Source organism: Pseudomonas sp. GD03944, from assembly GCF_029839275.1.
In the GTDB taxonomy this organism is placed as follows: domain Bacteria; phylum Pseudomonadota; class Gammaproteobacteria; order Pseudomonadales; family Pseudomonadaceae; genus Aquipseudomonas.
This window is the reverse complement of sequence record NZ_JAOCAH010000008.1, coordinates 230,448-255,502: the sequence shown is the minus strand read 5'-3', so window position 1 is coordinate 255,502 and position 25,055 is coordinate 230,448. Positions and strand designations below refer to the sequence as shown.

Annotated in this window: 23 protein-coding genes; 9 read left to right on the top strand and 14 right to left on the bottom strand. The window is 64.7% G+C overall.

All coding sequences use genetic code 11. From position 1 onward, the window contains the following. The 3 genes from urtE to N5C28_RS14870 all read left to right on the top strand — a co-directional run. Positions 1-684: urea ABC transporter ATP-binding subunit UrtE (gene urtE, locus N5C28_RS14880; protein ID WP_279823425.1), on the top strand; the 684-nt coding region annotated here is incomplete at its 5' end. 263 nt (positions 685-947) lie between these two features. Further along, the gene (locus N5C28_RS14875) at positions 948-1,709 is read left to right on the top strand and encodes an SDR family NAD(P)-dependent oxidoreductase (RefSeq protein ID WP_279823424.1); all 762 of its coding nucleotides are present in this window, start codon (positions 948-950) and stop codon (positions 1,707-1,709) included. Positions 1,710-1,768: 59 nt separating this feature from the next. Next, positions 1,769-2,269, top strand: coding sequence for a GNAT family N-acetyltransferase (locus N5C28_RS14870; RefSeq protein ID WP_279823423.1), 501 nt, complete (start codon positions 1,769-1,771; stop codon positions 2,267-2,269). A 51-nt stretch (positions 2,270-2,320) separates the two neighbouring features. Here the strand turns inward: N5C28_RS14870 and N5C28_RS14865 are convergent, their stop codons facing one another. The 5 genes from N5C28_RS14865 to N5C28_RS14845 all read right to left on the bottom strand — a co-directional run bounded on the left by N5C28_RS14865 (position 2,321) and on the right by N5C28_RS14845 (position 5,986). Continuing rightward, entirely contained in the window at positions 2,321-2,767 is a 447-nt protein-coding gene (locus N5C28_RS14865) for a hemerythrin domain-containing protein (protein WP_279823422.1), read from the bottom strand. A gap of 109 nt (positions 2,768-2,876) precedes the next feature. Further along, a complete protein-coding gene (locus N5C28_RS14860; RefSeq protein WP_279823420.1) occupies positions 2,877-3,143 on the bottom strand; it encodes a DksA/TraR family C4-type zinc finger protein in 267 nt (88 codons plus the stop codon). Between the two features lie 82 nt (positions 3,144-3,225). After that, entirely contained in the window at positions 3,226-4,089 is an 864-nt protein-coding gene (locus N5C28_RS14855; RefSeq protein ID WP_279823438.1) for an oxaloacetate decarboxylase, read from the bottom strand. A 168-nt stretch (positions 4,090-4,257) separates the two neighbouring features. Beyond that, on the bottom strand, positions 4,258-5,016 hold the full coding sequence (locus tag N5C28_RS14850; protein WP_279823419.1) for an ABC transporter substrate-binding protein: 759 nt from the start codon (positions 5,014-5,016) through the stop codon (positions 4,258-4,260). A gap of 64 nt (positions 5,017-5,080) precedes the next feature. After that, the gene (locus N5C28_RS14845; RefSeq protein ID WP_279823417.1) at positions 5,081-5,986 is read right to left on the bottom strand and encodes a substrate-binding domain-containing protein; all 906 of its coding nucleotides are present in this window, start codon (positions 5,984-5,986) and stop codon (positions 5,081-5,083) included. A gap of 288 nt (positions 5,987-6,274) precedes the next feature. Here N5C28_RS14845 and N5C28_RS14840 point away from each other — a divergent pair, with 288 nt between their 5' ends. The 4 genes from N5C28_RS14840 (at position 6,275) to N5C28_RS14825 (ending at position 9,967) form a co-directional block, all read left to right on the top strand. Next, complete coding sequence (locus N5C28_RS14840; RefSeq protein WP_279823416.1) at positions 6,275-7,003, top strand: VC0807 family protein; 729 nt, start codon at positions 6,275-6,277, stop codon at positions 7,001-7,003. A gap of 26 nt (positions 7,004-7,029) precedes the next feature. Next, positions 7,030-7,467 (top strand): DedA family protein, encoded by a 438-nt coding sequence (locus N5C28_RS14835; RefSeq protein ID WP_279823415.1) that lies wholly within the window; start codon positions 7,030-7,032, stop codon positions 7,465-7,467. A 195-nt stretch (positions 7,468-7,662) separates the two neighbouring features. Further along, positions 7,663-8,613 carry a YbhN family protein gene (locus N5C28_RS14830; protein WP_279823414.1) on the top strand — a complete coding sequence of 317 codons (951 nt, stop codon included), beginning with the start codon at positions 7,663-7,665 and terminating at the stop codon, positions 8,611-8,613. Positions 8,614-8,701: 88 nt separating this feature from the next. Continuing rightward, entirely contained in the window at positions 8,702-9,967 is a 1,266-nt protein-coding gene (locus N5C28_RS14825; RefSeq protein WP_279823411.1) for an Hsp70 family protein, read from the top strand. Positions 9,968-10,031: 64 nt separating this feature from the next. On the opposite strand, the gene N5C28_RS14820 is transcribed toward N5C28_RS14825, so the two are convergent. Continuing rightward, positions 10,032-12,353: a YgiQ family radical SAM protein gene (locus N5C28_RS14820; RefSeq protein ID WP_279823410.1), complete on the bottom strand. Its 2,322-nt coding sequence runs from the start codon at positions 12,351-12,353 to the stop codon at positions 10,032-10,034. Between the two features lie 346 nt (positions 12,354-12,699). Between N5C28_RS14820 and N5C28_RS14815 the strand changes: the two genes are divergently transcribed. Beyond that, a complete protein-coding gene (locus N5C28_RS14815; RefSeq protein ID WP_279823436.1) occupies positions 12,700-14,580 on the top strand; it encodes a diguanylate cyclase in 1,881 nt (626 codons plus the stop codon). Between the two features lie 124 nt (positions 14,581-14,704). After that, positions 14,705-16,615, top strand: a complete 1,911-nt coding sequence (locus N5C28_RS14810) for a sensor domain-containing diguanylate cyclase (RefSeq protein WP_279823409.1) — start codon at positions 14,705-14,707, stop codon at positions 16,613-16,615. A 7-nt stretch (positions 16,616-16,622) separates the two neighbouring features. Here N5C28_RS14810 and alr read toward each other — a convergent pair whose 3' ends face one another. From alr to rnr, 8 genes are all read right to left on the bottom strand, one after another. After that, positions 16,623-17,702 (bottom strand): alanine racemase, encoded by a 1,080-nt coding sequence (alr, locus tag N5C28_RS14805; protein ID WP_279823408.1) that lies wholly within the window; start codon positions 17,700-17,702, stop codon positions 16,623-16,625. A 118-nt stretch (positions 17,703-17,820) separates the two neighbouring features. Continuing rightward, positions 17,821-19,215, bottom strand: coding sequence for a replicative DNA helicase (dnaB, locus tag N5C28_RS14800; protein ID WP_279823407.1), 1,395 nt, complete (start codon positions 19,213-19,215; stop codon positions 17,821-17,823). Between the two features lie 173 nt (positions 19,216-19,388). Beyond that, positions 19,389-19,835, bottom strand: coding sequence for a 50S ribosomal protein L9 (rplI, locus tag N5C28_RS14795; protein ID WP_279823406.1), 447 nt, complete (start codon positions 19,833-19,835; stop codon positions 19,389-19,391). A gap of 21 nt (positions 19,836-19,856) precedes the next feature. Beyond that, complete coding sequence (locus N5C28_RS14790) at positions 19,857-20,750, bottom strand: hypothetical protein (RefSeq protein WP_279823405.1); 894 nt, start codon at positions 20,748-20,750, stop codon at positions 19,857-19,859. A 36-nt stretch (positions 20,751-20,786) separates the two neighbouring features. Next, positions 20,787-21,017: a 30S ribosomal protein S18 gene (gene rpsR / locus N5C28_RS14785; protein ID WP_003246847.1), complete on the bottom strand. Its 231-nt coding sequence runs from the start codon at positions 21,015-21,017 to the stop codon at positions 20,787-20,789. A 28-nt stretch (positions 21,018-21,045) separates the two neighbouring features. Next, complete coding sequence (rpsF, locus tag N5C28_RS14780; RefSeq protein WP_279823404.1) at positions 21,046-21,468, bottom strand: 30S ribosomal protein S6; 423 nt, start codon at positions 21,466-21,468, stop codon at positions 21,046-21,048. Positions 21,469-21,697: 229 nt separating this feature from the next. Then, positions 21,698-22,450: a 23S rRNA (guanosine(2251)-2'-O)-methyltransferase RlmB gene (rlmB, locus tag N5C28_RS14775; RefSeq protein WP_279823403.1), complete on the bottom strand. Its 753-nt coding sequence runs from the start codon at positions 22,448-22,450 to the stop codon at positions 21,698-21,700. Beyond that, entirely contained in the window at positions 22,447-24,990 is a 2,544-nt protein-coding gene (gene rnr, locus N5C28_RS14770) for a ribonuclease R (protein WP_279823402.1), read from the bottom strand. The genes rlmB and rnr overlap by 4 nt, the downstream gene beginning before the upstream one ends. Between the last annotated feature and the right edge of the window lie 65 nt (positions 24,991-25,055).

Sequence of the window (25,055 nt, the reverse complement as noted above, 5' to 3'; positions counted from 1 at the left end):
CAGCTGCACCAGTACTACGGCGGCAGCCACATCCTGCGAGGGCTGTCGTTCGACGTGAAGGTCGGTGAAGTCACCTGCCTGCTCGGCCGCAACGGCGTCGGCAAGACCACCCTGCTCAAGTGCCTGATGGGCCTGATCCCATCCAAGGAAGGCGCCGTGCAGTGGGAAGGCCAGGCCATCACCGGCTACAAGCCGCACCAGCGGGTGCACGCCGGCATCGCCTACGTGCCCCAGGGCCGGGAGATCTTCGGCCGCCTGACGGTGGAGGAAAACCTGCTGATGGGCCTGTCGCGCTTCCCCGGCTCCCAGGCCAAGGAGGTCCCGCCCTTCATCTACGAGCTGTTCCCGGTCCTGCAGGAAATGAAACAGCGCCGGGGCGGCGACCTCTCCGGCGGCCAGCAGCAACAGCTGGCCATCGGCCGCGCCCTGGCCAGCCAGCCGCGCCTGCTGATCCTCGACGAACCCACCGAAGGCATCCAGCCGTCGGTGATCAAAGAGATCGGCGTGGTCATCAAGAAACTCGCCGCCCGCGGCGACATGGCCATCCTGCTGGTGGAGCAGTTCTACGACTTCGCCGCCGAGCTGGCCGACCAGTACCTGGTGATGAGCCGTGGCGAAATCATCCAGCAGGGCCGCGGCGAGACCATGGAAGCCGACGGCGTGCGCGGGCTGGTGGCGATCTGAGCCACCCTTGAACACTGCCACCAGGCGAGCGGGGCCGCGCTAGCGGCCCGGAAAAGGTCGTCACTGTATCTACGCGCCTCCGGCAAGGGCGGTTATCCTTGGCGCTCGTCATCGGCCCTCGAGCGCCTCGGGACAACCCGCCGGCCAGCCCTGACGATGATCCGCGTCGACGAGCCTACCTCGGCACTCGATCGGGAGCCGGCTCTGCGTGGTACGCCACGTCGGCTCAGCGATTCTCACTGACGACAGACAAGAGGCAGAACATGACCAAGGTAGTTTTCATCACCGGTGCCACCTCCGGTTTCGGCCGCGCCACCGCTCGCCGCTTCGCCGAAGCCGGCTGGGGCCTGGTCCTCAGCGGCCGTCGCCTGGAACGCCTGGAAGCACTCAAGGCCGAGCTCGATGGCAAGGTCCCGGTGTACATCGCCACCCTCGACGTGCGTGACGCCACCGCCGTGCAGGCCCTGGTCGATGGCCTGCCGGCGCCGTTCGACAAGATCCACGCGCTGATCAACAACGCCGGCCTGGCCCTGGCCCCGGAGGCGGCGCAGAAGGTGGCCCTGCAGGATTGGCACACCATGATCGACACCAACATCACCGGCCTGGTCAACGTCACCCACGCCGTGCTGCCCAAGCTGCTGGAAACCGGCAAGGGCGCCAGCATCATCAACATCGGCTCGGTGGCCGGCGAATGGCCCTACCCGGGCGGCCACGTGTACGGCGCCAGCAAGGCGTTCGTCAAACAGTTCAGCTTCAACCTGCGCTGCGACCTGGTGTCCACCGGCGTGCGCGTCACCGACATCGCCCCGGGCATGGCCGAGACCGAGTTCACCCTGGTCCGCACCAAGGGCAACCAGGCTGCCTCCGACGCGCTGTACAGCACCACCACGCCGCTGAGCGCCGAGGACATCGCCGAGCAGATTTTCTACGTCGCCACCCTGCCGGACCACATCAACATCAACCGCCTGGAAATCATGCCGAGCCGCCAGGCCTGGGGCCCCTTCGCCGTAGACCGCGACAAGTAAGCCCTACCGGGCCGTGCCCCTGGGCCGGCCCACTCAATCACCCCACCGACAGCCGAACCATGACCTACGCCATCGCCGACGCCACCCCTGCCGACCTGCCCGGCATCCTCGCCATCTACAACGATGCCGTGCTCAACACCACGGCGATCTGGAACGAAACCGAGGTCGACCTGGCCAACCGCCAGGGCTGGCTGAACGACCGCGAGGCCGCCGGCTTTCCGGTGCTGGTGGCGCGTACGCCGGAGGGTGAGGTGCTGGGGTATGCCAGCTACGGGACCTGGCGCAGCATCGAAGGCTTCCGCCACACCGTGGAGCATTCGGTGTACGTGCGCAGCGACCAGCGCGGCCAGGGCCTCGGCCCGGCGTTGATGCAGGCGCTCGTGGCACGCGCCAGGCACGCGGGCCTGCACGTGATGGTGGCGGCCATCGAGGCGGAAAACCAGGCGTCGATTCGGCTGCATGAACGCCTGGGCTTCGTCACCACCGGGCAGATGCCGCAGGTCGGGCGCAAGTTCGGCCGCTGGCTCGACCTGACCTTCATGCAGCTGATCCTGGAATGATCCGCCGAGCCCGACCCGTCGGGCTCAGCGCACAGCGATAAGGGCGCCGTCTCAGGCGGCTTCGCCCTTCTGCTCGTCGAAGGTACTGAGGTAATCCCGGGACAGCGCCTTTTTCTGCGTCTCGCTCAGCAGCTTGCCCGCCATCTGGAAGAATTTCTGCTCTTCCTCCTCCAGGTGATGGTGCACCTTCTCCGACAACGCCTTGGCCTGGGCCAGCCAGCTGGGGCTGCTGGGGTCGGTGTCTTCCAGGTCTTCGATCATCTCGTCCATTTCGTGGTGCTCGGCGATGGCATGGCGCGACAGGTCGACGCCGGCATCCTGCTGCATCAGCGGAATGTAGAAATGCCGTTCCTCGGCCACCGAATGCGCCGCCAGCTCCTGTTTGAGTTCGGCGAACAGTTGCTTGCGCTCGGGGGTATCGCCGTGGGTGGCGACGAGTTGCTCGGACAGTTCGCGCTGGCGGTCATGGCTGAGTCGCAGGGCTTCGAAAATCGTCATGGGCAGGGTCCTTTTGCGGCAATGGCTTGCAAGAGGTCTGACCCCAGCGAAGCGCTGGAGTGCCATCAGCGAAGGAAGCATGCGCCGGAAGACGCAGCGAAACGGGTGCTCAGCGCAGTTGGCTGTCCTTGCTGCCGCGGCGGTTGTAGCCGCTGAACTTCGCCTGCTCCTTGTCGTGCTCCGACTGGCAGGCCACGCACAGACGCACCCCGGGAATGGCCTTGCGCCGTGCCTCGGGAATGGGTGCATCGCATTCTTCGCAATGGTGCAGGCTGTCACCGCTCGGCAGCTGGCGACGAGCACGCTGGACGGCGTCCTCGATGCTGCTGTCGATCTGGTCCTGCACGGCTCCGTCACTTGCCCAACCACCTGCCATGACGCCCTCCTGTCCGGTCGTTGCCTACCAGATATGAGCGCCTCGGCGGTTTTTTACAAGTGCAGGTGATCGGTGGTGCGGGCTATTCCTTGACGTCCATGAATTCTTCGGCCCACACCAGGTACTCCTCGGGCAGGGTGTACTTGTGGGCCAGTTCGGAGGCGCTCAGGTCGCTGGCGTCCACGCCACGCTGCTCGCGCAGGCAGTCGTAGGTCGCCTTGATCGCGGCGAAGTAGGCGGCATGGCCATTGACCACGATGCGCACGCCGAGCTTGGCCAGGCGGGCGTTGTCACGCAGTTTCGGGTTGCCGTAGGTCACCAGCATCAGCGGTACGCTCAGGTGGCTGGCGATCTGCTCCAGGTGCTCGAAGTCCTCGATGCCGACCATGCAGATGCCGTCGGCGCCTGCGGCCTGGTAGGCCTTGGTACGGCGAATCACTTCGTCGACGTTGAGCACGCCGGCGTTGGTGCGGGCGATGATGGCCAGGTCCGGGTCGACACGCGCCTCCAGGGCCGCGCGGATCTTGCCCACGCCTTCGCTCACGGAAATCAGGTCGGTGGACTTGCGGCCGAATTGCGCCGGCAGCAGCGTGTCTTCGATGGTCAGCGCGGCGATGCCCGCACGCTCCAGTTCGACCACGGTGCGCATCACGTTCAGGGCGTTGCCGTAGCCGTGGTCGGCGTCGGCGATCACCGGCAGGCGGCTGACACGGCCGATGCGGGTGGCCTGCTCGACGAACTCGCTGAGGGTGATCAGGGCGAAGTCCGGCGCGGCCAGGACCTGCAGGGAGGCGACGGAACCGCCGAGGATGCCGACCTCGAAACCCAGGTCGGCCGAGATGCGCGCGGACATCGGGTCGAACACCGAGGCCGTGTGGTAGCAGTTGTCGGAGGCGAGCAGGGCGCGAAACGCACTGCGCAACTCATGGTGGGAAGCTCGTTGCATGATCGGCATAAAGGGTTTTCCAGAACATCAGATAAATCGATAGTGGCCGGCTCTATAACCCTGGAGGAGCGGGAACACGGCGGCGCGATACGGGAATGGACGCGCCCCGGCGTGTTGCGGACACCTGGGCCCGGGATAGCCAATCGTTCAGCAAATTTCCCGCCAACTCTAGGGAATGGCCGTGGCAGGCCCTGCCTGCGGCAGCCAATGGCGAATTATCGCCTCATAACTGCCGTCCTGGCGCATTTCCGCCAACGTTTGTCGCCAGGTCTCCACCACCGAGGGGTCGGTCTGCTGGGAAAAGGCGATGTAATACGCGGTCTGCATGAACGGCAGGTGCGCCCTCACCTGCTCCCGGCTCAGGTCGTCGGTGGCCAGCACCGCATCGAGCGTCATGTCGTCGGTGGCGATCAGTTGCACGCGCCCGCGCTTGAGCATGGTGACCATGTGCCGGGCGGTCGGCACCCCGTACAGGTTGTCGAACCCCTGCGTCTTCAGCACTTCGTAGCTGTACCACTGCTTGGGCAGCGCCAGCGGCCCGCTGGCGGCGGCCTGCTGCAGGGTATCGATCTGCACGTTGCGCGCTTTCAGCGAGTAGAACCGGGCAGAGCCTTCGAGAATCGGCCCGACCCACTGGAAGCGGTCTTCGCGCTCCGGCGTGCGGACCGTGGAAAAGATGGCGGTGTCGGCGTCGCGCTGGGCCAAGTGATAGGCACGGGTCCAGGGCAGGATGCGAATCTGCGCGTCGTGCCCCGTCCGGTCGATCAGCATGCGCACGATGTCGATGGACATGCCGTGCAGTTCATCGTCCCGGGTAAACGCCATCGGCGGCGCCTCTTCGGTGAACAGTTGCAGCTGGGCCACGGCCTGCGGGGCCAGCAGCACCATCAACAGCATGATCCACGGATTTTGTCGCAACACGCCCATCAGGCACTCACTCTTGTCATTCGTCGGCCCTGGCATGGGACTGTGCAGGACATGGCGCAACTGTTCAAGGCCTCAGGGGCAATGCCAGCAACGCCTTGATGTCGGAACGCTCCAGGTTGTCCCGGGTGACCAGCACCGCCTGCAGCTCCACCTGTCGCCGCTGCGGTTCGATTCGCTTGCCAGCCAGTGCCCGCAGGGCCAGGCGAACGCTCTGGTAGCCCATGGCGTACGCCTGCTGGATCATCAGCGCACTGATATGGCCGGCCTTGAGCGCGTCGAACAGTTGCTGGCTGGTGTCGAAGCCCACGTGCGTCAGCTCGTGGGTCGCGTTCAGGCGCAGCAGCGCCGCATAGGTGGCACGGGTCGCGACGCCATTGGAGGTGAACAGGCCGTCCAGCGTCGGCAACTGCTGGCGCAACGCGTTGAAGGTGGCTTCGGGGTCCTCGCCCAGGGCCTGGTCGAACACCACGCTCAAGCCTGCTGCCCTGGCCGCCTGGAGAAAGCCGCGCTGCCGCTCGCTGGTCGAGGCGATCGCCGGGCTCACACGGATGACGCCGACCCGCCCCTGGCCGCCCAGCACCTGGGCCAGATAGCGCCCGGCCTCCTGCCCGGCCAGGTAATTGTCGGTGGCGACCACGGCCTGGACGTCGATGCCGCCGACATCGCGGTCGATGTAGAAGGTCTGCACGCCTTCGGCCTTGAGCGTCCCTACGCGGTCGCCAATCTCCGGGCCGCTGGGGGCGATGATCAGCGCCTTGCAGCCGTGCTCCATGACCTTTTCGATCAGTTGCAGCTGCGTTTCCACCTGGCCTTCCCGACTGGGGCCGCGCACATAGAGGTCGACATCGGTTTCCCGGGCCGCCTCACGCGCGCCCGCCTCCACCTGGAGCCAGAACGGATGGCCACTGGCGGGCACCAGGCCGATACAGGCCGCCACGGCGGCACCGGGCAACAGGGCGCATCCGAGCACAAGCCCGGCTCCCCAACGAAACAGCACGTATGGCGACATCACAACACCCCTGCGGCCGGCAGACCGCTACAACTGTGCAATATCATTTTAGCATCAGATGATTGGCGATCCCGACCGGAAAGGACGACGAACAAGCCAATTTACCGCCGACCCCGACGCCAGAGCGGCCTGCGCGCCCTGTCCAGCGCGTGCGGCGGCACAACTTTGTCACAGTCCAACCGACGGTCGGACTAGCCGCCGGGCCTCAGGCAGGCGATCATCGGCACTCTTCCCTGCGTACTGAATGACATGACCGACACCACGCACAACACCGTTGCCACGCACAAGCCGCGCCCGATGATCGATCTGCTGATCAGCATCCTGATTCCATCGCTGATCCTGATGAAGCTCAGCGGCGAGGCCAACCTGGGGGCTGACGGTGCCCTGCTGCTGGCCCTGGCGTTCCCCCTGGGCTGGGGTGCGTTCGAGCTGATCAAGTACCGCAAATTCAACTTCATCGCCCTGCTCGGCCTGGTGAGCGTGATCCTCACCGGCGGCATCGGTCTGCTGCACCTGGACAACCAGTGGCTGGCCATCAAGGAAGCCGCGATCCCCGGCCTGATCGGCATCGCCGTGCTGGTCTCGACCCGCACCCGCTACCCGCTGATCCGCACCCTGCTGTTCAACAAGTCGGTGCTCAACGTCGACAAGATCCACGAGCGTCTGGAAGAAGGCGGCAACACCCGGCATTTCGAAACGCGCCTGATGAAGGCCACCTACTGGCTCAGCGGCACCTTCTTCTTTTCCTCGGTGATGAACTACGTGCTGGCCAAGTGGATCGTCACCAGCCCCGCCGGGAGTGAAGCCTTCAACGCCGAACTGGGCCAGATGACCCTGCTCAGCTACCCGATGATCGCCATCCCTTCGATGATCATGCTGATGGCGATCTTCTACTACCTGTGGCGCACCATTCATGGTCTGACCGGTCTGAAGCTGGAAGAGATCATGGCCAACGCCGAACAGGAACAGAAACCCTGAGCACCGCCACGGGCTGAGGCCCCGGCATGCTGAGTCTGTCCGCCTACCTGGGGTTGTTCCTGTCGGCCTTCGGTGCCGCCACCCTGCTGCCCCTGCAATCCGAAGCCCTGCTGGTGCTGCTGATGCTCAACGGCCAGCACGCGCTGTGGGCACTTCTGCTCGTGGCCAGTGTCGGTAACATCATGGGCTCGGTGGTCAACTGGCTGCTCGGCCGCTACCTGGAGCGTTACCGCGACGCCCGCTGGTTCCCGGCCAGCGAGCATCGCCTGCAGCAGGCGCAACGGGGTTATGCCCGCTACGGGCGCTGGTCGCTGCTGCTCAGTTGGCTGCCGGTGGTGGGCGATCCGCTGACGCTGGTGGCGGGCGTGATGCGTGAACCACTGTGGCGTTTCCTGATCCTCGTCACCCTGGCAAAGAGCGGACGCTATATAGTGCTCGCCTTCATCACCCTGCACTGGCCGTGATTGCGACATACTCGGTAACGCCGCCAGCGATGCAGAAGGTTGAGCACAACGCTGGCCTCCGGGATACTTCGCAGCCGGCGATGCGGCAAAACGCCGTATCACCGTGCAGAATCACCCGTTCGGCATTGCCAGGCATGCGCGCTCAACAGGCCTAGAGAGGATTTACCGTTGTCAGGAGCAGGAGCCAAACCCGTCATGAAACGCAGCGACCTGATCTGGACACTGATCGGTCTGTGCGCCGTGGTGCTGTCGTGCTTCCTGCTCTACCACGAGTTACGCAACATCTCCCTCGACGAAATCGCCGACAGCCTGCGGGCGATTTCCACGCACAACTGGCTGATGGCTGCCCTGGCCACCTTCGGCGCCTACTGCGCCCTGGCCTGGTACGACCGCATCGCCATCGCCCACCTTGGCAAGAAGATTCCCTGGCGTTTCATCACCCTGTGCTCCTTCACCACCTACGCCCTGGCCCACAACATCGGCGCCTCGGTGTTCTCCGGCGCGGTGGTGCGCTACCGGGCCTACCGCACCAAGGGCCTGACGCCCCATGAGATCGGCATTCTCATCGTCTTCTGCTCGTTCACCTTCGCCCTCGGCACCATCCTGGCCGGCGGTTGCGTCCTGGTGCTGCAGCCCGACCTGATCCACCGAGTCATGGATGTCACACCGCTGCTGTCCACCCTCATCGGCTCGGCCCTGTTGCTGCTGGTCGGCCTCTACGTGCTGGGCTCGTGGCGCCACTTCAAGCCTTGGACCTGGGGCAAACTGCACGTCGAATACCCGCGCCTTGGCATCGTCGGCCGGCAGTTGCTGGCCGGCCCGCTGGAGCTGGCGTGCGCCGCAGCGATCATCTACTTCGCCCTGCCGAGCGAGAGCAACCCGGGCTACCTGGTGGTGCTGGGTGTGTTCCTGGCGTCGTTCTCCCTGGCCCTGCTGTCCCATGCCCCCGGCGGGCTGGGCGTACTGGAAGTGACCTTCCTGGCCGCGCTGCCGGAAATCCCCGCCTCAGACGTGCTGGCCGCCCTGATCGTCTTCCGTGGCTTCTACCTGCTGCTGCCGTTCGCCCTGTCGCTGCTGGTGGTGATCGGCTTCGAATGGAGCCAGTGGAAGCTCAAGCGCGAAGAAAGCAGCCCGCCACTGCCCTGACAGTGCCCCGGCGGCAGACCGCCGGGAGCAGCATTCTTGTTCGCACTCGCATAGAATGCGCGGCCGTTTTTCAGGAACAGCGCGCAGCATGCCTTTCTCCACTCCCGCCCGCGCCTGCGGCATCGACTTCGGCACCTCCAACTCGACCGTCGGCTGGCTGCGTCCCAGCAGCGACACCCTGATCGAACTGGAGGACGGCAAGATCACCCTGCCGTCGGTGGTGTTCTTCAACCTGGAAGAGCGCCGCCCGGTCTACGGCCGCCTGGCCCTGCACGAATACCTCGAAGGCTACGAAGGGCGCCTGATGCGCTCGCTCAAGAGCCTGCTCGGTTCCAAGCTGCTGAAAAGCGAAACCACCGTGCTCGGCAGCGCGCTGCCCTTCAAGGACCTGCTCGGCTTCTTCATCGGCGAGCTGAAAAAGCGCGCCGAAGCCGCCGCAGAGCGCAGCTTCGACGAAGTGGTGCTGGGCCGCCCGGTGTTCTTCGTCGACGACGACCCGGTGGCGGACCAGGAAGCCGAGAACACCCTGGTCGCGGTGGCCCACAAGCTGGGCTTCAAGGACGTGTCGTTCCAGTACGAACCGATCGCCGCCGCCTTCGACTACGAGTCGGGCATCGAGCGCGAGGAACTGGTGCTGATCGTCGACATCGGTGGCGGTACGTCCGACTTCTCGCTGGTCCGCCTGTCGCCGGAGCGCCGCACCGTGGCCGACCGCCACAGCGATATCCTCGCCACCGGTGGCGTGCACATCGGCGGCACCGACTTCGACAAGCAGCTCAGCCTGCACGGTGTGATGCCGCTGTTCGGCTACGGCAGCCGGATGAAGAGCGACGCGCTGATGCCGACCAGCTACCACCTGAACCTGGCGACCTGGCACACCATCAACGCGGTGTATGCGCAGAAGTCCCAGCTGGCGCTGCAGAACATGCGCTACGACATCGTCGACCCGACTGGCATCGATCGCCTGTTCAAGCTGATCGAACAGCGAGCCGGGCACTGGCTGGCGATGCAGGTGGAAGAAAGCAAGATCGACCTGACCGAGCAGGACAGCCGCCCCATTGATCTCGCGCGCGTCGAGCCCGGCCTGGTCGCCGAGCTGACCCGCGAGCTGTTCGACAGCGCCATCGATCCGCTGCTGACGCGCATTCGCGCCAGCGTCAGTCAGTTGCTGAGTGAGGCGGGCGTCGGCGTGGAACAGGTCGACACGGTGTTCTTCACCGGCGGCTCCAGCAGCATCCCGGCCCTGCGCCAAAGCGTGGCGGCCATGCTGCCGAACGCGCGCCACGTGGAAGGCAACAACTTCGGCAGCATTGGCAGCGGCCTGGCGATCGAAGCGAAGAAACGCTACGGCTGATCAGTCGCCTGCCCGATAAAAGAACGCCCCTCTGCAGAGAGGGGCGTTGCTGTCAGCGACCGGCTTAGCGCGGCGCCACTGGACGCTTGGCCGGCTTCTTGCCTTTGCCCTTGCCACCGGCACCCGCCCGCTCCTTCGCTGCCTGCTGGTTGCGCGCCTGGGCAGCGGCCTTGGCCTGCTCGCGCTTGTCCCAGGGGTTGCCACCGTCACTGCCCCGCGGCGGCAGGCCAGTGTGCTGGGTCAGAATCCGCGTCGAGCCATTGCCCGCGTCCTTGCCGAGCTTTTTGCTGCCGGCCGGCGTCGAGTTCTTGCGACGCGCGCTCTGGTAGCTGTCGGTCTGCGGCTGGTGGGTCGGGATCAACTGATGCTTGCCGTTGCCGATCAGGTCGGCACGCCCCATGCGCTCCAGGGCCTCGCGCAGCATCGGCCAGCCCTTCGGGTCGTGGTAGCGCAGGAAGGCCTTGTGCAGTCGGCGCTGCTGGTCGCTCTTGACGATCTGCACGCTGTCGCTCTTGTAGGTGACCTTGCGCAAAGGGTTCTTGCCCGAGTGGTACATGGCGGTGGCGGTGGCCATCGGCGAGGGGTAGAACGCCTGCACCTGGTCCGCGCGGAAACCGTTGCGCTTGAGCCACAGGGCGAGGTTCATCATGTCTTCGTCGGTGGTGCCCGGGTGCGCCGCGATGAAGTACGGGATCAGGTACTGCTCCTTGCCCGCTTCCTTCGAGAACTTCTCGAACATCTGCTTGAAGCGGTCGTAGCTGCCAATCCCCGGCTTCATCATCTTGTCCAGCGGCCCGCGCTCGGTGTGCTCCGGCGCGATCTTCAGGTAGCCACCGACGTGGTGGGTCACCAGCTCGCGAACATACTCCGGCGACTCCACGGCCAGGTCGTAGCGCAGGCCCGAGGCGATCAGGATCTTCTTCACCCCCGGCAGCGCCCGCGCCTTGCGGTACAGCTCGATCAGCGAGCTGTGGTCGGTGTTGAGGTTTTCGCAGATGCCCGGGAACACGCACGACGGCTTGCGGCAGTGCTTCTCGATTTCCGGGTCCTTGCAGGCAATGCGGTACATGTTGGCGGTCGGCCCGCCGAGGTCGGAGACCACGCCGGTGAAGCCCGGCACTTTGTCACGCATCTCCTCGATCTCGCGGATGATCGAGTCGTGGGAACGGTTCTGGATGATCCGGCCCTCGTGCTCGGTGATCGAGCAGAAGGTGCAGCCGCCGAAGCAGCCGCGCATGATGTTCACCGAGAAGCGGATCATCTCGTAGGCCGGAATCTTCTCCTTGCCATAGGCCGGATGTGGCACGCGGGCATAGGGCATGCCGAACACGTAGTCCATTTCCTCGGTGGTCATCGGGATGGGTGGTGGGTTGAACCACACGTCCACGTCGCCATGTTTCTGCACCAGGGCGCGGGCGTTGCCCGGGTTGGTCTCCAGGTGCAGCACGCGGTTGGCGTGGGCATAGAGCACCGGGTCGTTGCGCACTTTCTCGAAGGACGGCAGGCGGATCACCGTCTTGTCACGCTCCAGGCGCGGGTGCGACAGCAGTTGCACGACCTTGGCCTCGTTCGGGTCTTCGGCCGCGGCCGCGCCCTTTTCCTGCTCGATGGCGCAGGCGGCAGTGTCCTGGGTGTTCACGTAGGGGTTGATGATCTTGTCCACCCGACCCGGACGGTCGATGCGCGTGGAGTCGAGTTCGAACCAGCCCTGGGGCGTGTCACGGCGAATGAACGCGGTGCCCCGAATGTCCGAGATGTCCTCGATCTTCTGGCCGTAGGCCAGGCGCTGGGCGATCTCGACCACGGCACGCTCGGCGTTGCCGTACAGCAGGATGTCGGCACAGGCGTCGATCAGGATCGAATGACGCACCTTGTCCTGCCAGTAATCGTAGTGGGCGATGCGGCGCAGCGAGGCCTCGATGCCGCCGAGGACGATCGGTACGTGCTTGTAGGCTTCCTTGCAGCGCTGGCTGTAGACCAGGCTGGCGCGGTCCGGACGCTTGCCCGCCAGGCCACCCGGGGTGTAGGCGTCATCCGAGCGGATTTTCTTGTCCGCAGTGTAGCGGTTGATCATCGAGTCCATGTTGCCGGCGGCGACGCCGAAGAACAGGTTCGGCTCGCCCAGCTTCATGAAATCGTCTTTGGACTGCCAGTTCGGCTGGGCAATGATGCCCACGCGGAAACCCTGGGCTTCCAGCAGGCGGCCGATGATCGCCATGCCGAACGACGGATGGTCGACGTAGGCATCGCCGGTCACGATGATGATGTCGCAGGAATCCCAGCCGAGCTGATCCATCTCTTCCCGGCTCATCGGCAGGAAAGGGGCTGGACCGAAGCACTCGGCCCAGTATTTTGGATAGTCGAACAACGGCTTGGCTGCTTGCATGACGGGTGACCGGATCAGGAATTTCAACGGGCGCGGAATATAGCACAAAAATTAACCAAATCCGACGATAACGCTGGGTTTAACGGGGATCGCACCCAGTGCCCCGAAACACGTCTCCCTGGCCGCCCACACTGTTTTCTCAAGGGGCTCGGAACCGCGCCCGACAAACAACCCCACGATGCCGCCGATTCGGCAGCGCGCCCTAGAGCGCCGGCGCCCTGGAAGACTTGACGGGGCAGCGATCAGCGTCTGTGATCTGTCACTGACTTGTGCCTATACTCGCGAAAAAACGTCTCTCGACAGCAGGAAGTCCGTGGTGCCGCGCTTAACTTCTTACATCACGCTGTTGTTGAGCCTGTGCACGGGCCTGGCCTTCGCTGCTCCGGTGACGTTGACCCCGACCAGCAGCGGCCTGTCGATCAACCAGCAGATCGAACTGCTGGAAGACGTCGGCGGCCGCCTCAGCATCGCAGACATGGCCGACCCGGCCGTCCAGGAACGTTTCCAGCCCGCCAACGGCCGAGCCAGTGTCGGCCAGAGCCGCAACCCCTGGTGGGTCAAGATCGAGCTGCAGCCCGGCGAAGACAGCCTGCGGCACTGGTGGCTCGAAGTCGGCGCGGTCACGCTGCTCGACCTGCAAGTGTTTCTTCCGGATGCCCAGAACGGCTGGCAGACGCGCCAGGCCGGCGAAGTGGTGGGGTTCTCCGAAGGACGCGACCACCCCTACCGGCGCGCCGTGTTCCAGCTTCCCGCCCTGGACCAGCCCCTGACCCTCTACCTGCGCACCTATGACCCCGCCGGCAATTCCTTCCCCCTGCGGCTCTGGCAACGCGAAGACATCGACATGCTGGCCACCCAGGAAAACCTGGGTCTGGGGCTGATCTACGGGGTGATCCTCGCCCTGCTGCTGTACAACCTGTTCATCCTGTTCAGCCTTCGCGACAGCGCCTACTTCTGGTATGTGCTGACCACCGCCTTCGCCCTGGTGTTCATCATGAGCATGACCGGGCATGGCTTCCAATACCTCTGGCCCGGCGGCGCCGTGCCGTTCTGGCTGGATCGCATCACCCTGCCGTCGCTCTGGGGATTGTGCGCCTCGCGCTTCACCCAGACCCTGCTGCAGACCCGCCGCCATGTTCGCTGGGCGCACCACCTGCTAACCATGGCCTGCGTGGTGTACCTGATCGCCATCGCCCTGGATGCCTTCGGGCAGCGCCACCTGGCCGCCTGGACCATCGCCGCGCTGTCGCTGACCAGTATTCCCGCCGCCCTGGGCAGTGCCCTGATCCGCTGGCGCCAGGGGTTCTTCCCCGCGCTGCTGTACCTCTGCGGCTACGGCCTGGTGCTCGGCAGCATCGGCGTGCTGCTGCTGCGCACCACCGGCGCCCTGCAGCCTTCGGCGCTGAACGCGTACGTATTCCCCATCGCCGTGGCTGCCGAATCGATCCTGTTTTCCTTCGCCCTGGCCTACCGCATCCAGACGCTCAAACAGGAGAAATCCGCCGCGCTGGAACAGGTGGACCGCGAGAAAACCGCGCGCCTGGCCCAGGCCCAGGCCAACGCCCTGGAACTGCAGCAATCGGTCACCCTGCGCACCGCCGAGCTGGCAGCGACCAACGAGCGCCTGCGCCAGCGCGAACGAGAGCTGGAACACGCCGCCTTTCACGACCCGCTGACCGACCTGCCCAACCGCCGCTACCTGATCGAGCGCTGCGAGGCGGCCCTGGCGGATGCCAAACGGCATGGGCAGTCCATTGCCCTGCTGCTGATCGACCTCGATCACTTCAAACCGATCAATGACCGCTATGGCCATCAGGCCGGCGACCAGATGCTGCAGACCCTGGCCCAGCGCCTGCGCCACCAGGTGCGCGCCGGCGATACCGTGGCACGCCTGGGAGGTGACGAGTTCGCCGTACTGATCGGCGGCCCGGATGCCGAGCCCCATGCCCGGGAGATCGCCGGCCGGCTGCTCGCGGAGCTGGCGCAACCGGTGTGCTACGGCGCCGAACGCCTGACCGTCACCATCAGCATCGGCGTAGCACTCTATCCCCAGCACGCGGCCACCTTCAGCACCCTGTACAAGGCGGCCGACGAGATGCTCTACAAGGTCAAGGCGCGCGGCCGCTCAGGCTCGGCGATCTGCGGCGAGGACGGCGGGCTGAGCAGCGCCAAGCGCCTCGATCTGGACGTCCTGAACGTGCCCAGCGGGCTCCTTTCCCAGGACTAGCCCCTTCACGGCTGGCGCCCCGGCCAGCCGCCCTCCTCCCTGTGCGACACCGATCCGCTCGCCGGTAGTTGGTTATTTGCACGAAAGTGCACAATACTTCCCCCTCTGCCTCGAGTCTTACAGGATGTATGCGGTGCAGCGTCTCGTTCCGTCCCTCTTTCTGCTGCTGAGCCTGCTGTGCCTCACCGGCCAGTCCCACGCCCTCGTCCTGACCGCCGACAGTAGCGGCCAGGTGCTGAACGCTGACATCGAACTGCTGGAAGACACCGGTGGTCAGCTGAACATCGCCGACCTGAACGCCCCGGACGTGCAGGCGCGCTTCCAGCCCGCGGCCGGGCGTACCAGCGTCGGCCAGAGCCCGAACCCCTGGTGGATCAAGGTCACGTTGCAGCGCAGCGCCGACGCCCCGCCGGAATGGTGGCTTGAAGTGGGCTCGGTCACCCTGCTCGACCTGCAGGTCTTCCTCCCCGCTGAACAGGGCCAGTGGCTGGCCCGCCAGGCCGGTGAACGCGTGCCCTATGCCGAGGGGCGCGACCACGACTACCGACGCGCCGTGTTTCGCCTGCCCGAACTGGGCGAGCAGCCCCTGACCGTCTACCTGCGCACCTTCGACCCGGCCGGAAACTCCTTCCCCCTGCGCGCCTGGCAGCTGCATGACCTGGAGCACCAGGCCAAACACGAGCACCTGATCCTGGGCATGATCTACGGGATGATCCTCGCCCTGCTGCTGTACAACCTGTTCATTCTGATCGCCCTGCGGCAACCGGCGTACTTCTGGTACGTGCTGACCATGGCGGCTTCCCTGGTGTTCATCGCCAGCATGAGCGGACACGGCGCCCAGTACCTGTGGCCGGGCAGCCCGGTGCCGGTCTGGCTGGACCGCATCAGCCTGCCGATCCTCGTCAGCCTGGGTATGTTGCGGTTCGCTCAGGAACTGCTCTACACCCGCCACAGCCTGCGCATCCCCCACCAGATCCTCAACGGCTGCTGTGCGCTGTACCTGGTCGCGCTGGCCATGAACCTGGCCGGCTACCGCAGCGCCAGTGGCATGGTGATCGGCCTGATTCCCATCGTCACGGTGCCCACCCTGCTGCTCTGCGCCATCATCCGCTGGCGCCAGGGTTTCACCCCGGCGCTGTTCTACCTGCTGGGCTACGGCACCGTGCTGCTGAGCTTCGTGGTGCTGTTGCTGCGCGCCGCCGGCGTGATTCAGCCGGGCGAGTCCACCGCCTACCTGTTCCCCCTGGCCATTGCCGCCGAGGCCATCCTCTTCTCGTTCGCCCTGGCCTACCGCATCCAGATGCTCAAGCAGGAAAAATCCGCCGCCATGGAGCAGGCCGACCGCGAGAAGAGTGCGCGCCTGAGCCAGATGCAGGCCAGTGCCGATGAACTGCAGAACGCCGTGGCACAGCGGACCGCCGAGCTGGCCAGTGCCAATGCCCGCCTGTCCCTGCGCGAGCAGGCGCTCGAGCACGCGGCCTTTCACGACCCGCTGACGGAGCTGCCGAACCGGCGCTACCTGATCGAACGGTGCGAATCGGCCCTGGCCAACGCCGAGCGGCACGCCCAGTCCGTGGCCTTGCTGCTGATCGATCTGGACCATTTCAAACCGATCAACGACCGCTATGGCCATGACGCCGGCGACCTGATGCTGCAGGTGATCGCCAAGCGCCTGCGCGAGCATGTGCGCGGCGGCGACGCCGTTGCCCGCCTGGGCGGTGACGAATTCGCGGTGCTGATCTGCGGTGACGACGCGGAATCCCACGCCCGGGAAATCGCCGCCCGCCTGCTGCAGGCCCTGTCGCAGCCCGTGCTCTACGGGGCCGAGCGCCTGACCGTGACCATCAGCATCGGCGCCGCGCTCTACCCCGAGCACGCCCGGCACTTCAACAGCCTCTACAAGGCGGCCGACGAAGCCCTGTACAAGGTCAAGGCCCGTGGTCGATCGGGCTCGGCGGTGTGCGGCGAAGACGGCGAGCTGAGCACCAGCGAACGCCTGCGCCTGGACGTGATCAAGGTGAACAGCGGCCTCTGACAGGACGTCAGCCGTTGTAGTAGCGCCGGGGTACGCGGGCGGTGACCTGGGTCAGCAGCTCGTAGCCGATGGTGCCGGCCGCCTGGGCCACTTCGTCCACCGGCAATTGCTCGCCCCACAGTTCCACCGCATCCCCCACCCGGGCGTCGGGCAGGTCGGTGAGATCGACCGCCAGCATGTCCATCGACACCCGGCCAACCAGGGGCACGCGCTGACCGTTGATCACCACCGGCGTGCCGGAGGGCGCGTGCCGGGGATAACCGTCGGCGTAACCGCAGCTCACGGTGCCAATACGCGCATCGCGCTCGGCGACCCAGGTGGCGCCATAGCCCACGCTCTCGCCGGCAGCCACATCGCGAATCGCGATCAGCGCGGCGTTCAGGCGCATCACCGGCTTCAGGCCCAGGTCAGCGGCACTGCGGTCGGCGAAAGGGCTGGCGCCATAGAGCATGATGCCCGGCCGAACCCAATCCATATGGGCGGCGGGAATCATCAGAATCGCCGCCGAATTGGCCAGCGTGCGCTGGTCGAAATCCAGGTCGAGCAGATCGAGAAAGCCCTCCAGCTGCGCCTCGGTCAGGCTGTGGCCCTGCTCGTCGGCACAGGCGAAGTGGCTGATCAGGTTGAGCTCGGCCACCTGCTGCGCGCCCGCCAACCGGGCATGCCAGTCACGCAATGACGCGGCCTCGAACCCCAGGCGGTGCATGCCGCTGTCGAACTTGAGCCAGACATTCAACGGCTGCGCCAACGCGGCCGACACCAGTTGCTGCGCCTGCTGTTCGCCCTGGACCACGACATCCAGCTTCATCTGCGCCGCCAACGGGTACTCGGCGGCCTCGAAACACCCTACCAGCAACAGGATTCTCGCGTCGGCGTGCAGCGCCCGCACCGCGGCGGCTTCCTCCAGGCTGGCGACCGCGAAGCCGTCGGCCTCGTCATGCAGCGCCGTCACCACTTCCCGCACGCCATGGCCATAGGCATTGGCCTTGACCACGGCGAAGGCCTGGCGGCCCGGCGCACAGCGCTTGGCCAGCGCATAGTTGTCGCGGATGGCGGTGAGATCGATGGTGGCGACGAGCGGGCGCATGACAGAACGTCCTGAAACGAAACGGGCGCCCAGTGTACCCACTGGACGCCCGTTTTCATTGATCTGAGCCAGGCAATCCTGCCTGAAAAGACGCCGCGCGCATCAGCCTGTCGCGGGGTTACTCGTCTTCGAACTGGTAGCTGCCCGGCGCCAGGTTCTCGAAGCGCGAGTATTTGCCGAGGAAGGCCAGGCGCGCGGTACCCAGCGGACCGTTACGCTGCTTGCCGATAATGATCTCGGCCACGCCCTTGTACTCGGTCTCGGGGTGATACACCTCGTCGCGGTACACGAACATGATGATGTCGGCGTCCTGCTCGATCGCTCCGGATTCACGCAAGTCGGAGTTGATCGGGCGTTTGTTGGGGCGCTGCTCCAGGCCCCGGTTGAGCTGGGACAGGGCAATGACCGGGCAGTTGAATTCCTTGGCCAGGGCCTTGAGCGAGCGCGAGATTTCGGAAATCTCGTTGACCCGGTTGTCACCGCTGGACCCCGGGATCTGCATGAGCTGCAGGTAGTCGACCATGATCAGGCCGATTTCGCCGTGCTCGCGGGCCAGGCGTCGCGTACGCGCGCGCATTTCCGACGGCGAGATACCGGCGGTGTCGTCGATGAACAGCTTGCGGTCATTGAGCAGGTTGACCGCCGAGGTCAGTCGCGGCCAATCGTCGTCGTCCAGGCGACCGGAACGCACCTTGGTCTGGTCGATGCGGCCCAGCGAGGCGAGCATACGAATCACGATGGATTCCGAGGGCATCTCCAGCGAGTAGACCAGGATCGACTTGTCGCTGCGCATCAGGGCGTTTTCCACCAGGTTCATGGCGAACGTGGTCTTACCCATGGAAGGACGGCCGGCGACGATGATCATGTCCGCCGGCTGCAGGCCGCTGGTCAGGTCATCCAGGTCGGAGAAGCCGGTGGACAGACCGGTGATGGCATCCCCCGCGTTGAACAGCGAGTCGATGCGGTCGATGGCCTTGACCAGGATGTCGTTGATCCCCACCGGGCCACCGGTCTTCGGCCGCGCTTCGGCGATCTGGAAGATCAGCCGCTCGGCCTCATCGAGGATTTCTTCGCCGGTACGGCCCTGGGGGGCGTAGGCGCTGTCGGCGATCTCGGTGCTGATGCCGATCAGCTGGCGCAGGGTGGCGCGCTCACGAATGATCTGCGCATAGGCCTTGATGTTGGCCACCGAGGGCGTGTTCTTGGCCAGCTCGCCGAGGTACGCCATGCCGCCCACCTGGGACAGCAGGCCTTCCTTGTCCAACTGCTCGGACAGGGTCACCACGTCGAACGGGTGGTTGCGCTCGGCCAGTTTGAAAATGGCGCGGAAAATCAGGCGGTGGTCATGCCGGTAGAAGTCCCCATCGGACACCTGATCCAGCACGCGCTCCCAGGCATTGTTGTCGAGCATCAAGCCCCCCAGCACCGCCTGCTCGGCCTCGATCGAGTGCGGCGGCACCTTCAGGGCGGAGGTTTGCAGGTCGTACTGCTCTGGAATGCTGATGTCGTTCATAAGGCTCTGGGTAAAAATCGGGGGCATTGAAAAACAAAGGGCACGGCATCGCTTGCGCAATGCCGTGCCCGATTGTCAGCAGCCTAGCACCTAAGTGCAAGCGTGCTGGTCGGATCGCTCAGGGTCTGTTCATGATCTCGCGAGGCAGAGCCCAGCCGATCATGGACGGGCTCTTAGGCAGCGACCACAACCACCTTGACGGTAGCTTCAACGTCGGTGTGCAGGTGCAGTGCGACGTCGTATTCGCCAACCTGGCGAATGGTGCCGTTCGGCAGACGAACTTCAGCCTTGGCCACTTCAACGCCGGAGGCGGTCAGGGCGTCAGCGATGTCGTGGGTACCGATCGAACCGAACAGTTTGCCTTCATCGCCCGCGGTAGCGGTGATGGTGACTTCCAGTTCAGCCAGCTGAGCAGCGCGGGATTCGGCCGAAGCCTTCTTCTCGGCAGCCAGTTTTTCCAGCTCGGCGCGACGTGCTTCGAACGCAGCGATGTTCGCAGCGGTAGCAGCAGTGGCCTTGCCTTGCGGCAGCAGGAAGTTACGGCCGTAACCAGCCTTGACGTTCACTTTGTCGCCCAGGTTGCCCAGATTGGCGATTTTTTCCAGCAGGATGACTTCCATTTGGGTCTTACCTCTTAACTTTTAACCTTCACCGTTCGCGGGACCCGAGCCGTTCTTGCGCTCGAAGCGACCACGAAAATCAAACAGACTGTCGACCATGGCCAAGACCACCAGTAACGGATAAGTCAGCTGCATGAATATCAGCAGCGTGATGTACATCCCGACCAGCCAAAACTTCGCCAGCCTTCCTTGCGCCACCAGCCCGTGCAACAGGGCGATCGCAGCAAACACCAGCGGCACGCTGCACAGCGGGGTCAGCATCGCCATCTGCGGCCCGAGGTTGGGCCCCAACAGCATGCCGACCAGCAGCAACATCGCCAGCGACGGAGGCAGTCGCAGCGCACGAAACTCGTGCCCGAAACCACCCGGGTTGTACAACGCGGCCTGCCAATAACGCCCAAGAATCAGGCTGAGCAAGCTGACGGTCTGCAACAAAGCTGCCAGCAATCCGGTCAGCACCGGTGCAATCAGGCTCTCCATGCGCGCTCGCTCGTCCACCGACATCTGCTGGTGAACCCCATCGAACATCTGTGGCAGGAGCTTGCTCAGCTCACTGGCCATCGCTTCGATGGGTTCGCGGAAAACCGCCCCAAGGATCAAGCCATACACCAGGCCCAGTGCCACGCTGCAAAGCAGCACACGGTTCCAGGACATGCTGGCGCGCAACAACAACGCCAGCCCCAGCGCCCCCAGCAACACCAGCAAGGTGCGCGGTTCGCCGAAATACCACCAGGCAATTGCCGGCAGCAGAGCCCATGCGAGGATGCCCAGGGCATCGCTCATCCCGCGCCGCAGAAGCACCAGGCTTCCCGCGGCAGCACTCAACCAGAACAACAGCGGCAACGCCGCAGAACCCACCACCACGAGGGTGGCCTGCATACGGCCGCGCATAATGAATTCAGCTAAGGCGCGCATGCGTTTTATCCCTTACTACTTGTCGAGCGTCCGATCTCAGCGGCCGTGGCTGTCGGTGTAGGGCAGCAGGGCCAGGAAGCGGGCGCGCTTGATAGCGGTAGCCAGCTGACGCTGATAACGAGCCTTGGTACCGGTGATACGGCTAGGAACGATTTTGCCGGTTTCCGAGATGTAGGCTTTCAGGGTGTTGAGATCTTTGAAATCGATCTCTTTCACGTCTTCAGCGGTGAAACGGCAGAATTTACGACGACGGAAGAAACGTGCCATGTGATTGGCTCCTCAATAGATCCGTGGATTACTCGTCAGCGTTGTCGCTGTCGTTGCTGTCGCTGTCATCGCCATCGTTGGATTCGGCGTTTTCAGGACGGTCACGACGCTCACGGCGCTCACTGCGGTTTTCTTCGGCCTTGAGCATCTCGGACTGGCCAGTGACGGCTTCGTCGCGACGGATGACCAGGTTACGGATCACGGCATCGTTGTAACGGAAGTTGTCTTCCAGCTCAGCCAGGGCTTTGCCGGTGCACTCAACGTTGAGCATCACGTAGTGAGCTTTGTGGACGTTGTTGATGGCGTAAGCCAGCTGACGACGGCCCCAATCTTCCAGGCGGTGGATTTTGCCGCCGTCTTCTTCGATCAGCTTGGTGTAACGCTCAACCATGCCGCCGACTTGCTCGCTCTGGTCCGGGTGAACCAGAAAGATGATTTCGTAATGACGCATAAATGCTCCTTACGGGTTGTAGCCTGCCACGAAATGCGGTCAGGCAAGGAGTGAATGACACTGTTGGTCTTGCCGAAGAGAAGGCGCACATACGCCTGCCGTTGCGGCAAGGGGCGACATTCTAGAGAAGCCCCCCGGCGCACGCAAGGTGAACTGGTGATTATTTGAGCAGCCGCCCGGCCATCCTGTGAGGTAGGTGGCCGACGGCGCTACGACGAGCACTGATGGCTCAGGGCTTTTTCTTGGCGCCGCGCTGACGCAGGGCTTCGAACAGGCAGACGCCAGTGGCGACCGACACGTTGAGGCTGCTGACGCTACCGGCCATCGGCAGTTTGACCAGGTAATCGCAGTGCTCGCGGGTGAGGCGGCGCATGCCTTTGCCTTCGGCCCCCATGACCAGCACGGTCGGCCCGGTCAGGTCGTGGTCGTACAGCTCCTGCTCGGCTTCGCCCGCCGTCCCGACGACCCACAGGCCACGCTGTTGCAGCTTTTCCAGGCTGCGGGCCAGGTTGGTGACCGCCACCAGCGGAATGACTTCGGCCGCGCCACAGGCCACCTTGCGCACGGTGGCGTTGAGGGTGGCCGACTTGTCCTTGGTCACGATCACCGCCAGCGCACCGGCCGCATCGGCCGTACGCAGGCAGGCGCCGAGGTTGTGCGGGTCGGTCACGCCATCGAGCACCAGCAACAGGGGCGGTGTTTCCGCCCGGTCGAGCAGTTCTTCGAGCATGGCTTCACCCCAGACCTGGCTGGGGCTGACATCCGCGACCACGCCCTGGTGAACGCCTTCGACCCAGGCGTCCATTTCGCGACGCTCGCACTGGCCAATAGCGACCCGGGCCTGAGTCGCCAGCTCGATCAGCGGCTGCACGCGAGGATCGCTGCGCCCCTCTGCCAGCCACACCTGCTTAACGCGCTTGGGGTGGTGGCGCAACATGGCTTCCACAGCGTGCACGCCGAAGATCTTTTCCAGCTGACTCATGACTTCGCCTTAGGCTTGCGAGGGGCTCCGGCGCCCGCCTTGGGCGGGCCCTTGCGGTGCTTGCCGGACGACGCCGGCTTCGCCGCACCGGACTTGTCGGAACGCCCCTTGCCGGGCGCCTTGCCCGACTTGGATTTGGACTCGGCCATCAGCGCCTGTTTGATTTCGCGGCTTTTCTGCACATTGCTGTTGCCGGCCGGCGCACGATCGGCCTTGCCACCGCGCCCACCTTTACCGCCATCATCCGCACCGCGACGCTTGCGCGTACCCGCTGGATCGACTGCGTCCTGGGCGATCTCGAAGTCGATCTTGCGCTCGTCCAGGTCGACCCGCATGACCTTGACCGCCACGCTGTCGCCCAGGCGGAAGTTGCGCCCACTGCGCTCCCCGGCCAGGCGATGGTGAACCGGGTCGAAGTGGTAGTAGTCCGCCGGCAGCGCGGTGACGTGCACAAGCCCCTCGACATAGATGTCGGTGAGCTCGACGAACAGGCCGAACCCCGTGACCGCAGTGATCACACCCGGGAAGGTCTCGCCAACGCGGTCCTTCATGAACTCGCACTTGAGCCAGTTCACCACGTCACGGGTGGCCTCGTCGGCACGTCGCTCGGACATCGAGCACTGCTCGCCGAGCTGCTCCAGGGCCGCTTCGTCGTACGGATAGATACGCGCCTTCGGCACGCTCATGGCACCGGCACGCTTGACGTGCGGGGTGTCGAGCTTGGAACGGATGACGCTGCGAATGGCGCGATGGATCAGCAGGTCCGGGTAACGACGAATCGGCGACGTGAAGTGCGCGTACGCGTCGTAGTTGAGACCGAAGTGCCCCTGGTTGTCCGCGCTGTAGACCGCCTGGCTCAGCGAACGCAGCATCACGGTCTGGATCAGGTGGTAGTCCGGGCGTTCACGCACGGCCTCCAGCAGCGCCTGGTAATCCTTGGGCGACGGACCGTCCTTGGACTTGCCGCGGTGCAGCGACAGGCCCAGCTCGGTCAGGAACGCCTTGAGCTTCTCCAGGCGCTCCGGCGGCGGACCATCGTGCACGCGGTACAGCGCCGGGATTTCATGCTTCTGCATGAACGCCGCGGTGGCCACGTTGGCCGCCAGCATGCACTCCTCGATCAGCTTGTGCGCATCGTTGCGCTGGGTCGGGCGGATCTCCGCGATCTTGCGCCCGGCGCCGAAGATGATGCGGGTTTCCTGAGTCTCGAAGTCGATGGCGCCGCGCTCATGACGGGCAGCCAGCAGCACCTGGTACAGCGAATACAGCTGATTGAGGTGCGGCAGCAGCTCCTTGTACTCGCTGCGCAGGGCCTTGCCCTCGGTGCTCTTGGGCTGTTCCAGGATGCTGCTTACCTTGTTGTAGGTCAGGCGCGCATGGGAGTGGATCACCGCCTCGTAGAACTGGTAGTCGGTCATCTTGCCGGTCTTGGAGATGCTGATCTCGCAGACCATGGCCAGGCGATCGACGTGCGGATTGAGCGAGCACAGGCCGTTGGACAGCTCTTCCGGCAGCATCGGGATGACGCGCTCCGGGAAGTACACCGAGTTGCCGCGCACCTGGGCTTCGGCATCCAGCGCCGAGTCGACCTTGACGTAGTGCGACACGTCGGCGATGGCGACGTAGAGCTTCCAGCCACCGGAGAACAGGCGCCAGTTGCTGCCATTCTTCTCGCAATAGACCGCATCGTCGAAGTCGCGGGCGTCTTCACCGTCGATGGTCACGAACGGCAGGTGGCGCAGGTCGATGCGCTTCTCCTTGTCCTTTTCCTCGACTTCCGGCTTGAGCTTGCGGGCTTCCTTGATCACGGCCTCTGGCCAGACGTGAGGAATATCGTAGCTGCGTAGCGCCACGTCGATTTCCATGCCCGGGGCCATGTAGTTACCGACCACTTCGATCACATCGCCCTGGGGCTGGAAGCGTGGCGTCGGCCAGTGGGTGATCTTCACCTCGACGAACTGCCCCTGCTTGGCACCGGCGTTACGACCGGGCGTGACCAGGACTTCCTGCTGGATCTTCGGGTTGTCGGCAACCACGAAACCGATGCCGCTCTCTTCGTAATAGCGGCCGACGATGGTCTCGTGGGCACGGGAGATGACTTCGACGATGGCGCCTTCGCGACGACCACGACGGTCCAGGCCGGACACCCGAGCCAGGGCACGGTCGCCATCGAACACCAGGCGCATCTGCGCCGGGCTGAGGAACAGGTCGTCGCTGCCGTCGTCCGGCACCAGGAAGCCGAAGCCGTCACGGTGGCCGCTGATGCGCCCGAGGATCAGGTCCAGCTTGTCCACCGGTGCGTAGGTGCCGCGGCGGGTGTAGATCAGTTGACCGTCACGTTCCATGGCGCGCAGACGGCGGCGCAGGGCCTCGACTTCTTCGTCCGTGTCGAGACCGAATTCTTCCAGCAGCTGTTCACGGTTCGCCGGCGAGCCACGCTCGGCGAGGTGCTGCAGGATCAGCTCACGGCTGGGAATGGGGTTGTCGTATTTTTCCGCTTCACGAGCGGCCTCAGGATCGAGGGATTGCCAATCGGCCATTAGAGAGTGTTCGCCTTTTCTATATAGAGTCGGTTTGCCATATGCCTATTGAAGCGCGAAAAAGC

Coding starts and splice junctions, on each gene's coding strand:
- N5C28_RS14875 (WP_279823424.1), top strand. CDS start 948: ATGACCAAGGTAGTTTTCATCACCGGTGCCACCTCCGGTTTCGGCCGC.
- N5C28_RS14870 (WP_279823423.1), top strand. CDS start 1,769: ATGACCTACGCCATCGCCGACGCCACCCCTGCCGACCTGCCCGGCATC.
- N5C28_RS14865 (WP_279823422.1), bottom strand. CDS start 2,767: ATGACGATTTTCGAAGCCCTGCGACTCAGCCATGACCGCCAGCGCGAA.
- N5C28_RS14860 (WP_279823420.1), bottom strand. CDS start 3,143: ATGGCAGGTGGTTGGGCAAGTGACGGAGCCGTGCAGGACCAGATCGAC.
- N5C28_RS14855 (WP_279823438.1), bottom strand. CDS start 4,089: ATGCAACGAGCTTCCCACCATGAGTTGCGCAGTGCGTTTCGCGCCCTG.
- N5C28_RS14850 (WP_279823419.1), bottom strand. CDS start 5,016: ATGGGCGTGTTGCGACAAAATCCGTGGATCATGCTGTTGATGGTGCTG.
- N5C28_RS14840 (WP_279823416.1), top strand. CDS start 6,275: ATGACCGACACCACGCACAACACCGTTGCCACGCACAAGCCGCGCCCG.
- N5C28_RS14835 (WP_279823415.1), top strand. CDS start 7,030: ATGCTGAGTCTGTCCGCCTACCTGGGGTTGTTCCTGTCGGCCTTCGGT.
- N5C28_RS14830 (WP_279823414.1), top strand. CDS start 7,663: ATGAAACGCAGCGACCTGATCTGGACACTGATCGGTCTGTGCGCCGTG.
- N5C28_RS14825 (WP_279823411.1), top strand. CDS start 8,702: ATGCCTTTCTCCACTCCCGCCCGCGCCTGCGGCATCGACTTCGGCACC.
- N5C28_RS14820 (WP_279823410.1), bottom strand. CDS start 12,353: ATGCAAGCAGCCAAGCCGTTGTTCGACTATCCAAAATACTGGGCCGAG.
- N5C28_RS14810 (WP_279823409.1), top strand. CDS start 14,705: ATGTATGCGGTGCAGCGTCTCGTTCCGTCCCTCTTTCTGCTGCTGAGC.
- alr (WP_279823408.1), bottom strand. CDS start 17,702: ATGCGCCCGCTCGTCGCCACCATCGATCTCACCGCCATCCGCGACAAC.
- dnaB (WP_279823407.1), bottom strand. CDS start 19,215: ATGAACGACATCAGCATTCCAGAGCAGTACGACCTGCAAACCTCCGCC.
- rplI (WP_279823406.1), bottom strand. CDS start 19,835: ATGGAAGTCATCCTGCTGGAAAAAATCGCCAATCTGGGCAACCTGGGC.
- N5C28_RS14790 (WP_279823405.1), bottom strand. CDS start 20,750: ATGCGCGCCTTAGCTGAATTCATTATGCGCGGCCGTATGCAGGCCACC.
- rpsR (WP_003246847.1), bottom strand. CDS start 21,017: ATGGCACGTTTCTTCCGTCGTCGTAAATTCTGCCGTTTCACCGCTGAA.
- rpsF (WP_279823404.1), bottom strand. CDS start 21,468: ATGCGTCATTACGAAATCATCTTTCTGGTTCACCCGGACCAGAGCGAG.
- rlmB (WP_279823403.1), bottom strand. CDS start 22,450: ATGAGTCAGCTGGAAAAGATCTTCGGCGTGCACGCTGTGGAAGCCATG.
- rnr (WP_279823402.1), bottom strand. CDS start 24,990: ATGGCCGATTGGCAATCCCTCGATCCTGAGGCCGCTCGTGAAGCGGAA.